The organism is Hydrogenophaga sp. NH-16 (assembly GCF_004006415.1).
In the GTDB taxonomy this organism is placed as follows: Bacteria; Pseudomonadota; Gammaproteobacteria; order Burkholderiales; family Burkholderiaceae_C; genus Hydrogenophaga; species Hydrogenophaga pseudoflava.
This window is the reverse complement of the sequence record NZ_CP029344.1, coordinates 2,053,940-2,067,344: the sequence shown is the minus strand read 5'-3', so window position 1 is coordinate 2,067,344 and position 13,405 is coordinate 2,053,940. Positions and strand designations below refer to the sequence as shown.

General features: G+C 69.1%; 9 protein-coding genes. 7 read left to right on the top strand and 2 right to left on the bottom strand.

Annotated features, from left to right (window positions below; genetic code table 11):
• Nucleotides 1-12: 12 nt before the first annotated feature.
• Together DD542_RS10020 and DD542_RS10015 are read right to left on the bottom strand one after the other, a co-directional pair.
• Nucleotides 13-1,785 (bottom strand): bifunctional protein-serine/threonine kinase/phosphatase, encoded by a 1,773-nt coding sequence (locus DD542_RS10020; protein ID WP_127805483.1) that lies wholly within the window; start codon nt 1,783-1,785, stop codon nt 13-15.
• Nucleotides 1,786-1,832: 47 nt separating this feature from the next.
• A complete protein-coding gene (locus tag DD542_RS10015; protein ID WP_127805481.1) occupies nt 1,833-3,128 on the bottom strand; it encodes a type IV pili methyl-accepting chemotaxis transducer N-terminal domain-containing protein in 1,296 nt (431 codons plus the stop codon).
• 359 nt (nt 3,129-3,487) lie between these two features.
• Here DD542_RS10015 and nirB point away from each other — a divergent pair, with 359 nt between their 5' ends.
• The 7 genes from nirB to DD542_RS09980 all read left to right on the top strand — a co-directional run bounded on the left by nirB (nt 3,488) and on the right by DD542_RS09980 (nt 13,401).
• The gene (gene nirB / locus DD542_RS10010; protein WP_127805479.1) at nt 3,488-5,941 is read left to right on the top strand and encodes a nitrite reductase large subunit NirB; all 2,454 of its coding nucleotides are present in this window, start codon (nt 3,488-3,490) and stop codon (nt 5,939-5,941) included.
• A 51-nt stretch (nt 5,942-5,992) separates the two neighbouring features.
• Nucleotides 5,993-6,376 (top strand): nitrite reductase small subunit NirD, encoded by a 384-nt coding sequence (nirD, locus tag DD542_RS10005; protein WP_127807355.1) that lies wholly within the window; start codon nt 5,993-5,995, stop codon nt 6,374-6,376.
• Between the two features lie 5 nt (nt 6,377-6,381).
• On the top strand, nt 6,382-9,180 hold the full coding sequence (locus tag DD542_RS10000; protein WP_127805477.1) for a nitrate reductase: 2,799 nt from the start codon (nt 6,382-6,384) through the stop codon (nt 9,178-9,180).
• A gap of 36 nt (nt 9,181-9,216) precedes the next feature.
• Nucleotides 9,217-10,164: a DNA-binding protein YbiB gene (gene ybiB, locus DD542_RS09995; RefSeq protein WP_127805475.1), complete on the top strand. Its 948-nt coding sequence runs from the start codon at nt 9,217-9,219 to the stop codon at nt 10,162-10,164.
• 2 nt (nt 10,165-10,166) lie between these two features.
• Nucleotides 10,167-10,985 carry a uroporphyrinogen-III C-methyltransferase gene (gene cobA / locus DD542_RS09990; RefSeq protein ID WP_127807354.1) on the top strand — a complete coding sequence of 273 codons (819 nt, stop codon included), beginning with the start codon at nt 10,167-10,169 and terminating at the stop codon, nt 10,983-10,985.
• A 75-nt stretch (nt 10,986-11,060) separates the two neighbouring features.
• Complete coding sequence (locus DD542_RS09985) at nt 11,061-12,194, top strand: sterol desaturase family protein (protein WP_127805473.1); 1,134 nt, start codon at nt 11,061-11,063, stop codon at nt 12,192-12,194.
• A 4-nt stretch (nt 12,195-12,198) separates the two neighbouring features.
• Nucleotides 12,199-13,401, top strand: coding sequence for an NAD(P)/FAD-dependent oxidoreductase (locus tag DD542_RS09980; RefSeq protein WP_127805471.1), 1,203 nt, complete (start codon nt 12,199-12,201; stop codon nt 13,399-13,401).
• Nucleotides 13,402-13,405 lie beyond the last annotated feature (4 nt).

Here is a 13,405-nt window from a genome sequence, read left to right as displayed (position 1 = left end):
GACTGCCAACCTTCAGCGCGGCAGGAACACCAGCCAGTACACCAGCAGCAGGTTCAGCAGCACGCTGAAGCCCAGCAGCAGCTTCCAGAGCATGGTCGGGTCGCGCTGGATCAGCGGGGTGGCAGGCGGTGCGGTGAGCGGGCGCGACGCGCCACGCTCCAGTGCCAGCAGCAGCTCTTCGGCGGTTTCGAAGCGCTGCTTCTGGTCGCGGCTGACGGCCTTGAGCACGATGTGGTCGAGCCAGATCGGCACCTCGGGGTGGTGGCGGCTGGGCGCGACCGGGTCGCGGTAGTAGCGGCCGGCCTGGTAGGGCAGCACCTCGCCATAGGGCAGCTTGCCCGTCAGCAGCTGGTAGAGCGTGACGCCAAGCGCGAACAGGTCGCTGCGCGCGTCGGCAGCTTGCGGCTCCGCGTCGGTGTCCACGCCGCCGCCGCGCAGGCGGAACCCCCACTGTTCGGGATTGATGAAGCTGGGTGTGCCGGCGTGCAGCGCGCGCGCCGACGCAGGCTCGCGCCCGCTGAGCGCCACGCCCAGGTCGAGCAGGCGCAACACGCCGTCTTCACCCTGGTGCAGGTTGGCGGGTTTCACGTCGCGGTGGATCACGCCCTGGCGGTGCAGGTGGCCCAGGGCCCGGGCGGCCTGGGTGGCCATGGCGATGGTCTGGGCCACGCCAGGTCGGTACTGGCGGTCCAGCATGTGCTGCAGCGATTCGCCGCTGTGCCAGTCGTACAGCAGGTAGAAGGCGCTGGCGCCCTGCCCGGCCGGCAGCGTCGGCGGCGCGTCGTGCAAGGCCACCAGGTGTTCGGCCGCGCGGCTGGTGGCCATGCGGCGCGCCAGCCAGGCTTCGTGCGCGAGCATGGCGCGCTCTTCGGCGTCGTGTGCGCGCTGGGGGTGCAGGGTCTTGAGGGCGTAGAGCTTCTGCGTGGCCGGGTCGCGCGCCTGGTAGACGAGGTTGATGCCGTTGTCGGCCACCACGGCGGTGATGGCCAGGCCGTCGATCTGCTCGCCCAGCTTGAGCCTGGGCGGGATGGGCAGCCGCGCGGCCAGGCGGTTCTGGTCCTGCAGGGTGGCGCTGTCGAGCCCGCGCACGCGCACGGCCAGGGCGGTGACGTTGTCGTTGCTGCCACGCTGCAGGGCCGCGGCCACCATGGCTTCGCACAGGGCCTGGGCATCGTCTGTGCCCGGCTGTTCACCGATCAGGGCCTTCAGCCGCGCCTCGTTCAGCACGTTGTGCACGCCGTCGGACATGAGCAGGAACAGGTCGCCCACCAGCAGGTCGCCCTGGCTGTAGTCCACCACCACACGGTCTTCCACACCAATGCAACGCAGCAGCTGGTGGCTCAGGTCGGGGTGATCGGCGACGTGGTCGTGCGTCAGCTGGGTGAGCTGGCCGCCGCGCAGCAGGCAGGCGCGCGTGTCGCCCACATGGGCCAGGGTGTAGCTGTGGCCGCGCAGCACCATGGCGGTGAGCGTGGTCAGGCCCATGGCCGGATGGCGGCGGCGGTTGACGCCCGCCAGCCAGGTGTTCTGCGCGCCGATGATGCGGTCCATGGCGACCGTGGTGTCCCAGGTCTCGGGTGTGCCGTAGTAGTCGCGCACCAGGCTGGTGACCGTGGTCTGCGCCGCTTCCTTGCCCAGCCCGCCCGCGCTCACGCCGTCGGCGATGGCGACGATGGAGCCCATGTCCGCCTGCCCCGGGGGCGGCAGCATGGCGGCGCAGAAGTCCTCGTTGGTGTTCTTGCGGCCGGCCTGGCTGGCGTAGCCGATGTCGATGTCAAAAGCCATGCACCACCTCTAGCAAGAACAGCGCCCAACGTTGGTGCGGCGCAGGGCTAGCCCATCAGCATCTGCATGCTGCGCTCGTAGTGGGTGGACAGGCTTTCAAACTGGGCCAGCAGACCCTCGCTGGCATGGGCCACGGTCTCCAGCCGCGCCAGCCGGTCGCGCCCCGCCGGACGATGGCCTTGCGGCGTGGCGGCCAGCATCTGCCGCCAGCCGGTGGTGGCCTGGTCCAGTGCGGTGCGGATGTCGGGCGTGGTCAGTGGCAGGCCGTTGAGGTAGGCCAGTGCGCGTTCGAAATCGTGCTGCACCTCGGTCATGGCGGCGCTGCGGCCGGCGCTGCCCTCTTCCAGATCGAGCAGGTCCATCAGCGCCATCTTGGCGAAACGCTGCGAGAGCATGCGCTGGCGGCCGGCGGCGTTGAGCACCTGCAGCGAGGCCATGGCACCGGCATGCTGCAGGCTGGCGGTCAGGCGCTCGGCGTCCCGCAGCAGGCGGTCGGCCAGCTCGTCCACCCGGGGCACCTGCGCCGGGGTGGGCTTGCCCTTGAGCGAGGCCTTCAGCGCCTGCCAGGTGGCGCCCAGCAGGCCCAGCAGGTCGCCGAAGCTGGGTTGCGACAGGCCCTTGCCCAGCCAGGCCAGGTTGGCGTCCACCCGCTGGATCGACTCGTCCAGCAGGGCCTGCTGCTGGCGCGACTGCACGTCGGCCAGCCGCAGCAGGTGCAGCTTCACCAGGCGCTGCGAGAACATGCGCAGCTGGCCCGCGCGGTTGACGGCCTCGGCGAAATGGGCCGACTGGATGATCTGTTCCGACACCTGGCCCAGGCGCTGGTTGGTGTGCATGGAGGCGGTGCGCAGGATCTGGAAGGCGTCGTCGTCGGTCAGCGCGCGCGCCCGCATGAGGATGCCCTTGGCGCGCTCGACCAGCTTGCGCTCCTCGAAGCGCTGCGACACGTCGCGCAACTGTTCCAGCAGGGCCTGTTCGCGCTCGAAACGCGCCTGCGCCAGCTGCATCAGTGGCCGCAGGCGCGCCGCCCCGTAACCGTTCACCACCCAGGCGTGCACGCCGGCGCCCGTGGCGCGCTCGATGTGGGCGGCGTCGGGATCGGACGTGAACAGCAGCACCGGCCGGGGCAGCACCTCCGCCAGCGTCTGCGTGGCCTTGAACAGGGCGTCATCGGGGCGCGTGACCTCGCCAACCACCAGATCTGGTGCGTGCTGCACGGCGGCCTGCACCAGTTTGCTGCAGTCCTCGACGGTGGCCAGCACCTGGCACCCCGCGGCCGACAGGTCGTCCTGCAACGGCAGAAGGGCCCGGGAACCGGGGCGAAGAAGCAGCACGGAAGTCATATGAATCAAGCACTTGTGATCAGTGAGCGCCCTGCCCGCTGTGGCCGGAACCGGCGCGGCGCCAGGGGTGCGGCAAAGGCCCGCGAATGGGGCGCCGATCATATGGCACACCTCTTGCATTGAACAGGCCAGACGTGACGACGCGTCCCACCCCGACCGCAGCGTCGGGGCCTGCCCACAACGACGTGTGCAGCGACTGAAACGGTGCTGGCCCTGTGCCTGCGCCACCCCGGCAGACCTGCCGGGTTTCGAACATTCCCTACCCCTGAGTTCCGGCCCACCCGCCGCTGTGCGATCGCCCGCGTGCGTCCGCCGGAGCCAGCCACAACCCCCGTGATCTTCAGACAGGAGTCGCCGCAATGAAAAAGATGAAACTCGTGATGGTGGGCAACGGCATGGCCGGTGTGCGCACGCTCGAAGAGCTGCTGAAGATCGCACCCGAGTTCTACGACATCACCGTTTTCGGTGCCGAGCCGCACCCCAACTACAACCGCATCCTGCTCTCGCCCGTGCTGGCGGGCGAACAGACCATCGACGAGATCATCCTCAACGACTGGTCCTGGTACACCGACAACGGCATCACGCTGCACGCGGGCCACAAGGTGACCGAGGTGGACCGCGTCAGGCGCGTGGTGCACTCGGTGGGCCCCAACGGCGAGCAGGTCTCGGCCGAGTACGACCGACTGATCATGGCCACCGGCTCCAACCCCTTCATCCTGCCGATCCCCGGCAAGGACCTGCAGGGCGTGCTGGCCTACCGCGACATCGCCGATACGCAGGCCATGATCGACGCCGCCGCCACCTACAAGCACGCGGTCGTCATCGGCGGCGGCCTGCTGGGCCTGGAAGCGGCCAACGGCCTGATGAAGCGCGGCATGACGGTCAGCGTGGTGCACGTGGCGCCCTGGCTGATGGAGCGCCAGCTGGACGACGTGGCGGGCAAGCTGCTGCAGAAGTCGCTGGAGGAGCGCGGCATGCAGTTCCTGATCGGCGCGCAGACGCAGGAGCTGGTGGGCGGTGACGATGGCCGCGTGAAAGCCATCCGTTTCAAGGACGGCACCGAGGTGCCGGCCGACCTGGTGGTGATGGCCGTGGGCATCCGCCCCAACACCGCGCTGGCCGAAAGCATGCGCCTGCACGTCAACCGCGGCATCGTGGTCAGCGACACGATGCAGACCGTGACCGACCCGCGCATCTACGCGGTGGGTGAGTGCGCGGCGCACCGCGGCATCGCCTACGGCCTGGTGGCGCCGCTGTTCGAGCAGGGCAAGGTGCTGGCCACGCACCTGGCCGAGTTCGGCATCGGCCGCTACACCGGCTCGCTCACCTCCACCAAGCTCAAGGTCACGGGCATCGACCTGTTCTCCGCCGGCGAGTTCATGGGCGGCGACGGCACGGAAGAGATCGTGATGAGCGACCCCTTCGGCGGCGTCTACAAGAAGCTGGTGATCAAGGACGACAAGCTGGTCGGCGCCTGCCTGTATGGCGACACGGTGGACGGCAGCTGGTACTTCAAGCTGCTGCGCGAAGGCCGCACGGTCGGCGACATCCGGGACAGGCTGATGTTCGGCGAGTCCAACATCGGCGACACCGGCCACCAGGGCCATAACAAGGCCGCGGCCATGGCCGACAGCGACGAGGTCTGCGGCTGCAACGGCGTGACCAAGGGCGCCATCTGCAAGGCCATCAAAGAGAAAGGCCTGTTCACACTGGACGAGGTGAAGAAGCACACCAAGGCCAGCGCCAGCTGCGGCTCCTGCACCGGTCTGGTGGAGCAGATCCTGATGTTCACGGCCGGCGGCGACTACTCGGCCACGCCGAAGAAAAAGGCCATCTGCGGCTGCACCGAGCACAGCCACCAGGACGTGCGCGACGCGATCCGCAACGACAAGCTGCTGACCATCGCCGACACCTTCAGCGCCCTGGGCTGGAAGACGCCCAACGGCTGCGCCACCTGCCGCCCGGCCATCAACTACTACCTCATCAGCACCTGGCCCAAGCAGGCCAAGGACGACCCGCAGAGCCGCTTCATCAACGAGCGCTCGCACGCCAACATCCAGAAGGACGGCACCTATTCGGTGATCCCGCGCATGTGGGGCGGCGAGACCACGGCCGACGAACTGCGCCGCATCGCCGACGCGGTGGACAAGTACAAGATCCCGACCGTGAAGGTCACCGGCGGCCAGCGCATCGACCTGCTGGGCGTGAAGAAGGAAGACCTGGTCAACGTCTGGAAAGACATCGGCATGCCCAGTGGCCACGCCTACGCCAAGGCGCTGCGCACGGTGAAAACCTGCGTGGGCAGCGAGTGGTGCCGCATGGGTACGCAGGACTCTACCCAGATGGGCAAGGACCTCGAAAAAGCCATGTGGCGCATGTACGCGCCGCACAAGGTGAAGTTCGCCGTCAGCGGCTGCCCGCGCAACTGCGCCGAAGCCGGCATCAAAGATGTGGGCGTGATCGGTGTCGATTCGGGCTGGGAGATGTACATCGCCGGCAACGGCGGCATCAAGACCGAGGTCGCGCACTTCCTGGTCAAGGTGAAGACGGCCGAGGAGGTCATGGAATACACCGGCGCCTTCTGCGAGCTCTACCGCCAGGAGGGCTGGTACCTGGAGCGCACGGTGCACTACGTCAACCGCGTGGGCCTGGACTACATCAAGAAGCGCATCCTGGACGACGCGGCCGGCCGCAAGGCACTGTGGGAACAGCTGCAGTTCGCGCTCGACGGCGAGCCCGACCCGTGGTTCGACTTCAAGGACGCGGCCGTGGACACGCGCCAGTTCGAACCTGTGGCCGTGGTCAAGGCCTGAGCAGCCCCTTCCGCTGCGCCCCAACTTCTGAATTCCGAGAGAGCCATGAACATGAGCCAATGGACCCCCATCTGCCAGGTTGACGACATCCCCGTGCTCGGCTCGCGCCGCGTGGCGCGCGAGCAGGGCCTGGACGTCGCAATCTTCCGCAACGACCAGGACGAGGTGTTCGCCCTGCTCGACCGCTGCCCGCACAAGGGTGGCCCGCTGAGCCAGGGCATCGTCTTCGGCACCCACGTGGCCTGCCCGCTGCACAACTGGACCATCGGCCTGTGCGACGGCCAGGCGTCGGCGCCCGACGAGGGCTGCACGCCCAGGTTCAGCGTGAAGGTGGAGAACGGCCAGGTGTTCCTGGACGCCACGCAGCTCGCGTCGCACGCGACCGACCTTGCCCGCCCGATCGCTGGCCCTGCCCGCCGTTCAACTTCCGCCTGAGCACCATGACCGAAACCCGCTCCACCTGCCCCTACTGCGGCGTCGGCTGCGGGGTGCTCATCCAGAGCGAGGACGGCCAGATCACCGGTGTGCGCGGCGACCCGGATCACCCCGCCAACTTCGGCAAGCTCTGCACCAAGGGCAGCACGCTGCACCTGACGGCCGCGCCCGCCGTCACGCGACAGACACGTCTGCTGCAACCCATGCAGCGGCTGCAGCGCGGTCAGGCGCCGGTGGCCCTGGGCTGGGACGCCGCGCTGGACCGCGTGGCCAGCGAGTTCGGCCGCATCGTGCGGGACCACGGCCCGGACGCGGTGGGCTTCTACATCAGCGGCCAGCTGCTGACCGAGGACTACTACGTCTTCAACAAGCTGGCCAAGGGCCTGATCGGCACCAACAACATCGACACCAACTCGCGCCTGTGCATGAGCAGCGCCGTGGCGGGCTACAAGCTCACGCTGGGCGCCGACGCGCCGCCCGCCTGCTACGACGACGTGAACCACGCCGCCTGCCTGTTCATCGTGGGCAGCAACGCGGCCTACGCCCACCCCATCCTGTTCCGCCGCATCGAGGCCGCGAAGCAGCAGAACCCGGGCATGAAGGTGATCGTGGCCGACCCGCGCCGCACCGACACCGCCGAACTGGCCGACCTGTACCTGCCCCTGCTGCCGGGCACCGACGTGATGCTGTTCCACGGCCTGCTGCACATCATGCTGTGGGAAGGCTGGACGGACGCCGCCTACATCGCTGCCCACACAAACGGCTTCGACGAACTGAAGGCGCTGGTGCGCGAAGCAACACCCGACGTGGTCGCACAGACCTGCGGCTTGAAGAAGGAAGACCTGTTCACCGCGGCAAGGTGGTTCGCTGGCCTTGACGGCCAGGGGTTCGCACATCGCCGACCGACGCTCAGCCTCTACTGCCAGGGCCTGAACCAGAGCAGCAGCGGCACCGCCAAGAACGCCACCCTGATCAACCTGCACCTGGCCACCGGCCAGATCGGCAAGCCCGGCGCTGGCCCCTTCAGCCTGACTGGCCAACCCAACGCCATGGGCGGGCGCGAGGTCGGTGGCCTGGCCAACCTGCTCAGCGCCCACCGCGACTTGGCCAACCCCGCGCACCGCGCCGAAGTGGCGGCGCTGTGGGGGGTGGCCGACGTGCCGAGCAAGCCCGGCAAGACCGCGGTGGAGATGTTCCAGGCCGCGGCCGACGGTGAGATCAAAGCGCTGTGGATCGCCTGCACCAACCCCGCGCAGTCCATGCCCGACCAGGCGACCGTGCGCCGCGCCCTGCAGCGCGCCGAATTCGTGGTGGTGCAGGAAGCCTTTGCGACGGCCGCCACCTGCGACTTCGCCGACCTGCTGCTGCCCGCCACCACCTGGGGCGAGAAGGAAGGCACGGTCACCAACAGCGAACGCCGCATCAGCCGCGTGCGCGCCGCCGTGCCCGCCGCCGGTGAGGCGCGGCACGACTGGCGCATCGCCGTCGATGTGGCGCGCCGCCTGGAAGCACAGCTGCGCCCCGGCCAGCCCACCCTCTTCCCCTACGAGACGCCCGAAGCGATCTGGAACGAACACCGCGAATCCACCCGCGGCCGCGATCTCGACATCACCGGCCTGAGCTACGCCATGCTGGAGCAGCGCGGCCCGCAGAGCTGGCCGCTGCGCGAGGGCGAGGCCAGCGGCCAGGCAAGGCTGTACGAAGACGGCGTGTTCCCCACCGCCGACGGCAAGGCCCGCTTCGCCGCCCTGCCCTACCAGCCCGTGGCCGAGCAGCGCGAATCGCGTTTCCCGTTCTCGCTGACCACCGGCCGCTTGCGCGACCACTGGCACGGCATGACGCGCACCGGCACCATCGGCCGCCTGTTCGGCCATGTGGCCGAACCCGCGGTGCAGATGAACCCGCAGGACATGGAGCGCCGAGGCCTCAAGGACGGCGAGCTGGTGCACGTGACCAGCAAGCGCGGCTCCATCGTGCTGCCGGTGCAAGGCTCGCGCACCGTCCACACCACGCAGGCCTTCATCGCCATGCACTGGGGTCCCGAATACCTGAGCGGCCGCAGCAGCCAGGGCGAGCCGCTGGCGGGTGTCAACGCCATCACCACCTCGGCCTGTTGCCCCACGTCCAAACAGCCCGAACTCAAGCACGCGGCGGTCAAGGTCCTCAAGGCCGAACTGCCCTGGACCCTGCTGGGCGTGGCCTGGTTGCCCGAAGCCTCGGCGCTGACGGCGCTGACCGAACTGCGCGCGCTGATGCCGTCGTTCGAGTTCGCGTCCTGCGTGCCCTTCGGCCGCGAACGCACCGGCGTGCTGTTCCGCGCCGCCGCCCACGAGGCACCGGAACCGGCTCTGGTCGAGCGCATCGAAGCGCTGCTGGGCCTGACCACCGCCGACACCCTGCGCTACGCCGACAAGCGCCGCCAGCAGCGCCGCAGTGCCCGCCTGCAGCGCACCGGTGACGACATCACGCTCGAGGCCTTCCTGCTGGCCGGCGACACCAGCGCCGAGGGCTGGATCAAGACCCTGCTGCAGGACGAGCTGCCCGCCGGCCGCTACGGCCGCCTGCTGCTGATGCCCGGCGCCGCGGCCCCGGTGGCCGTGGTCGCGAAAAGCCCCCAGGTCTGCACCTGCTTCAACGTCAGCGAGGACACGATCCGCTCTGAACTGCCACGCTGCGGCGGCGCCGACGACCAGCGCCTGGCACAGCTGCAGGGCCAGCTGCGGTGCGGCACCAACTGCGGTTCGTGCATCCCGGAGCTGCGGCGGCTGGTGAAAGCCGTCCCTGCGTCCCTGGTAGCCATATAACCAGCAGTCATCTGACCTCGCGGACAATGGCGGCCCATGAGCATCAGCCACTACATCAAGGAGATCGGGCGCGGCAAGGATGGCGCCCGTTCGCTCAGCCGTGAGCAAGCCACCGACCTGTTCGGCCAGGTGCTGGACGGCGCCGTGACCGACCTGGAGGTCGGCGGCTTCTGCCTGGCGATGCGCATCAAGGGCGAAACGCCCGACGAGATGGCCGGCTTCCTCGACGCCACGCATGCCCGCCTGCAGCGCACCCCTGACAACGGGCTCACCACGGTGGTGCTGCCGAGCTACAACGGTGCACGCAAACTGCCGGTGCTCACGCCCCTGCTGGCGCTGCTGCTCGCGCGCGAAGGCGCGGCGGTGCTGGTGCACGGCACCGCAACCGAGGACAAACGTATGAGCAGCGAAGCGGTGTTCGCCGCGCTGGGCCAGCCGGCCTGGACGGCCGTCGAGTCGCTGTCTGCCGGCCAGTGCGCCTTTGTGCCCACCGAGGTGCTGCACACCGGCCTCAAGCGCCTGCTGGACGTGCGCCGCGCGGTCGGCCTGCGCAACCCGGCGCACAGCCTGGTCAAGCTGATGAATCCCTGCGAAGGCCGCGCGCTGATCGTGGGCAGCTACACCCACCCCGAATACGCGGTGTCCATGGCCGACACCTTCGCCCTGGTCGGCGCGCACGCCCTGCTGCTGCGCGGCACCGAAGGCGAGCCGGTGGCCGACGCGCGCCGCACGCCGCAGATGGACGCCTTCCGCGATGGCCAACGCCACCTGCTGCAGCCCGCACAGGAGGGTTCGCTGGCCGCCCTGCCCGATCTGCCCAAGGACATCTCGGCCGACGCCACCGCCGCCTACATCCGCGGCGTGCTGAGCGGCCGCCTGCCCGTGCCCGCCCCCATCGCCCTGCAGGTGGCACACATCCTGCAAGAAGTCTCTCGCCCTGCCACACCAGAGACAAACCGCGTCGCCGCGGTCAGCACACCATGAACATGCCCGCCGCCATCATCACCTCCGAAAGCCAGTTCCACCCCGGCACCGTCACCCTCGTGGGCGCCGGACCGGGTGACCCGGATCTGCTCACCATCAAGGCCGCCAAGGCGATTGCCGCGGCCACAGTGCTGCTGGTGGACGACCTGGTGGGCGACGGCGTGCTGGCCCATGCATCCCCGAGCGCGCGCATCGTGTACGTGGGCAAGCGCGGTGGTTGCAAGAGCACACCGCAGGCTTTCATCGAGAAGCTGATGATCATGGCCGCACGCGAAGGCGAGGTGGTGGTGCGCCTCAAGGGCGGCGACCCCTTCATCTTCGGCCGCGGCGGTGAAGAGGTCGAACACCTGCGCGAAGCCGGCATCGCGGTGCAGGTCATCAACGGCATCACGTCCGGCCTGGCCGGCCTGACCTCGCTGGGCGTTCCGCTGACGCACCGCGATCACGCGCACGGCGTGGTGTTCATCACCGGCCACGCCAAACCCGGCATCACACACGAATCTCGCGGCACCGACTGGCAGCAGCTCGCCGCCACCGCGCGCGACGCGAAGCTGACCCTGGTGATCTACATGGGCGTTTCCAGCGCCGCGCAGATCCAGTCCGACCTGCTCACCGGCCTGCCGGCCGACACGCCGCTGGCCATCGTCCAGCACGCCAGCCTGCCGCAGCAGCGCCACGCGGTGGGCACGCTGGGCGCCCTCACCGACACGCTGGCGCGCGAAGGCCTGGGCAGCCCCTCGGTGATCGTGGTCGGCGACGTGGTGCGCGGCATCGCGGCCGTGGCGCAGCCGGCGGGCGCGCAGGCCCGGCGCGCCGCCTGAGCACCGGCCGCGGGGGCCTGCCTCGCTACACTCCGCGCACACCAATACAAGTGCGGCGAAGGCCGCCGGCGGAGGATGCCCGTGATCAACAAACTCAAGCGTTTCGTGGACAGCCACGGCAGCCTGCACACGGGCCGCGGCATGGTCACCGGCGTCATCGCCTTGACCCTGGCCTGCCTGTGCTTCCTCGGCGTGATGGCCTTCCACTTCCCCGAGTACCTGACCACACCCGAGCTGCGCAAGAGCTACGACGTGGCGCTGATGCGCCAGCTGCTGTTCTGGTCGCTGGTGGTCGCGGGCGCTCTGAGCCTGGTGAACCTGGTGTTCCGTCGCGCGCCCTGGCTGGCCGCCTCGGCATTTGCCCTGGTGCTGGTGTCGGCCCTGCTGGGCGGCCACCAGGTGGAGGTGGACCCCAACTTCCCCGACCACACGCCCTACATCGGCCTGGACTGGTTCATCCTCGACCTGCTGGGCTCGGCGCTGATCTTCATCTTCATCGAGAAGCTGTTCGGCCTGCGCAAGGACCAGCCGGTGTTCCGCCCCGAGTGGCAGACCGACTTCCAGCACTTCATCGTCAACCACATGCTGATCGGCTTCATGCTGCTGGCCACCAACCTGCTGGTGCACAAGCTGTTCGGCTGGGCCGCCAGCGACGGCATCCGCGGCTGGGTCGCGGCGCTGCCGCTCTGGGTCGCGTTGCCACTGATCATCCTGGTGGCCGACCTGGTGCAGTACTGGACGCACCGCGCCTACCACGAGGTGCCGCTGCTCTGGCGCCTGCACGCGGTGCACCACAGCGCCAAGCACATGGACTGGATGGCCGGCTCGCGCCAGCACGTGATCGAGATCCTGATCACCCGCACCCTGGTGCTGGCGCCCATCTTCACCCTGGGTTTCTCCAAGGACGTGATCGACGCCTACATCATCGTGGTCGGCTTCCAGGCCGTGTTCAACCACGCCAACGTCAGCGTGCGCCTGGGGCCGCTGCGCCACCTGATCGTGACGCCCAACTTCCACCACTGGCACCACAGCCAGGACCAGGAGGCGCTGGACCGCAACTACGCCGCGCACTACGCCTTCCTCGACCACCTGTTCGGCACGGCCGTCAAGAGCGACCGCGAATGGCCGGCCCAGTACGGCGTCCTGGGCGACTACGTGCCCGACGGGTTCTGGAAGCAGGTGAAGTTCCCCTTTGTCTGGAAAGGCTGACCCGGTGCAGTCTTTCGATGTGGTGATCGTCGGCGCGGGTGCGGCTGGCCTGTTCTGCGCGGGCCTCGCGGGCCAGCGTGGCCTGAAGGTGCTGCTGCTGGACCACAGCGAGAAGGTGGCCGAGAAGGTGCGCATCTCGGGCGGCGGCCGGGCCAACTTCACCAACCGCGACATCGACGTGCGCCAGCCGCACAAGCACTTTGTCGGCGAGAACCCGAACTTCTGCCGCTCGGCGCTCTCGCGCTACACCCCGACCGACTTCATCGCCCTGGTGCAGAAGCACGGCATCGCCTTCCACGAAAAGCACAAGGGACAGCTCTTCTGCGACCGCTCGGCCGGCGACCTGATCGACATGCTGCTGGCCGAATGCGCAACCGGCGGCGTGGCGCGCTGGCAGCCCTGCGGCGTGAAGGACCTGCGCACCACGGCCGGCGGCGGCTACGAACTCGATACCGACCGCGGGCCGGTGCAGGCGCGCAAGGTGGTGATCGCCACCGGCGGCCTGTCGATCCCGGCCATAGGGGCCACCGACTTCGGCTTCCGGGTGGCACAGCAGTTCGGCCTGCGCACCGTCGAACCGAGACCTGGCCTGGTGCCGCTGACCTTTGACGGTGCCGGCTGGGCGCCCTACGCGGGTCTGGCAGGCCTCGCATTGCCCGTTCTCATCGAAACCGGCGACAAAAAGCACCGCACGGTGTTCGCCGAAGACCTGCTCTTCACCCACCGCGGCCTGTCCGGCCCGGCGGTGCTGCAGATCTCCAGTTACTGGAAGCCAGGCGCGCCGATCCGCATCAATCTGGCACCCGAGGTGGACCTGCCCGCGGCGCTGGCCGAGGCCAAGCAGCGCTCGCGCAAGCTGCTGGTCAACGAACTCGCGCAGTGGGTGCCGTCCCGCCTGGCCGAGGCCTGGGTGGCGCAGGACGCCGACTGGCAGCGCCCGGTGGCCGAATGCAGCGACAAGGCGCTGGCCCGGCTGGCCGAGCGCCTGGCGCGCTGGGAGCTGGTGCCCACCGGCACCGAGGGCTACAAGAAGGCCGAGGTGACGCTGGGCGGCGTGGACACCCGCGACCTGTCGCAGCAGACCATGGAGTCGAAGCAGCCGGGCCTGTACTTCATCGGAGAGGTGGTGGACGTGACCGGCTGGCTGGGCGGTTACAACTTCCAGTGGGCCTGGGCCAGCGCACACGCCTGCGCTTCCAGCTTGTGAAGAG

Bases quoted from the DNA above. Each gene is read 5' to 3' on its own strand.
- nirD (WP_127807355.1), top strand. From the start codon at position 5,993: ATGAGCCAATGGACCCCCATCTGCCAGGTTGACGACATCCCCGTGCTC.
- DD542_RS10020 (WP_127805483.1), bottom strand. From the start codon at position 1,785: ATGGCTTTTGACATCGACATCGGCTACGCCAGCCAGGCCGGCCGCAAG.
- ybiB (WP_127805475.1), top strand. From the start codon at position 9,217: ATGAGCATCAGCCACTACATCAAGGAGATCGGGCGCGGCAAGGATGGC.
- nirB (WP_127805479.1), top strand. From the start codon at position 3,488: ATGAAAAAGATGAAACTCGTGATGGTGGGCAACGGCATGGCCGGTGTG.
- DD542_RS09985 (WP_127805473.1), top strand. From the start codon at position 11,061: ATGCCCGTGATCAACAAACTCAAGCGTTTCGTGGACAGCCACGGCAGC.
- DD542_RS10015 (WP_127805481.1), bottom strand. From the start codon at position 3,128: ATGACTTCCGTGCTGCTTCTTCGCCCCGGTTCCCGGGCCCTTCTGCCG.
- cobA (WP_127807354.1), top strand. From the start codon at position 10,167: ATGCCCGCCGCCATCATCACCTCCGAAAGCCAGTTCCACCCCGGCACC.
- DD542_RS10000 (WP_127805477.1), top strand. From the start codon at position 6,382: ATGACCGAAACCCGCTCCACCTGCCCCTACTGCGGCGTCGGCTGCGGG.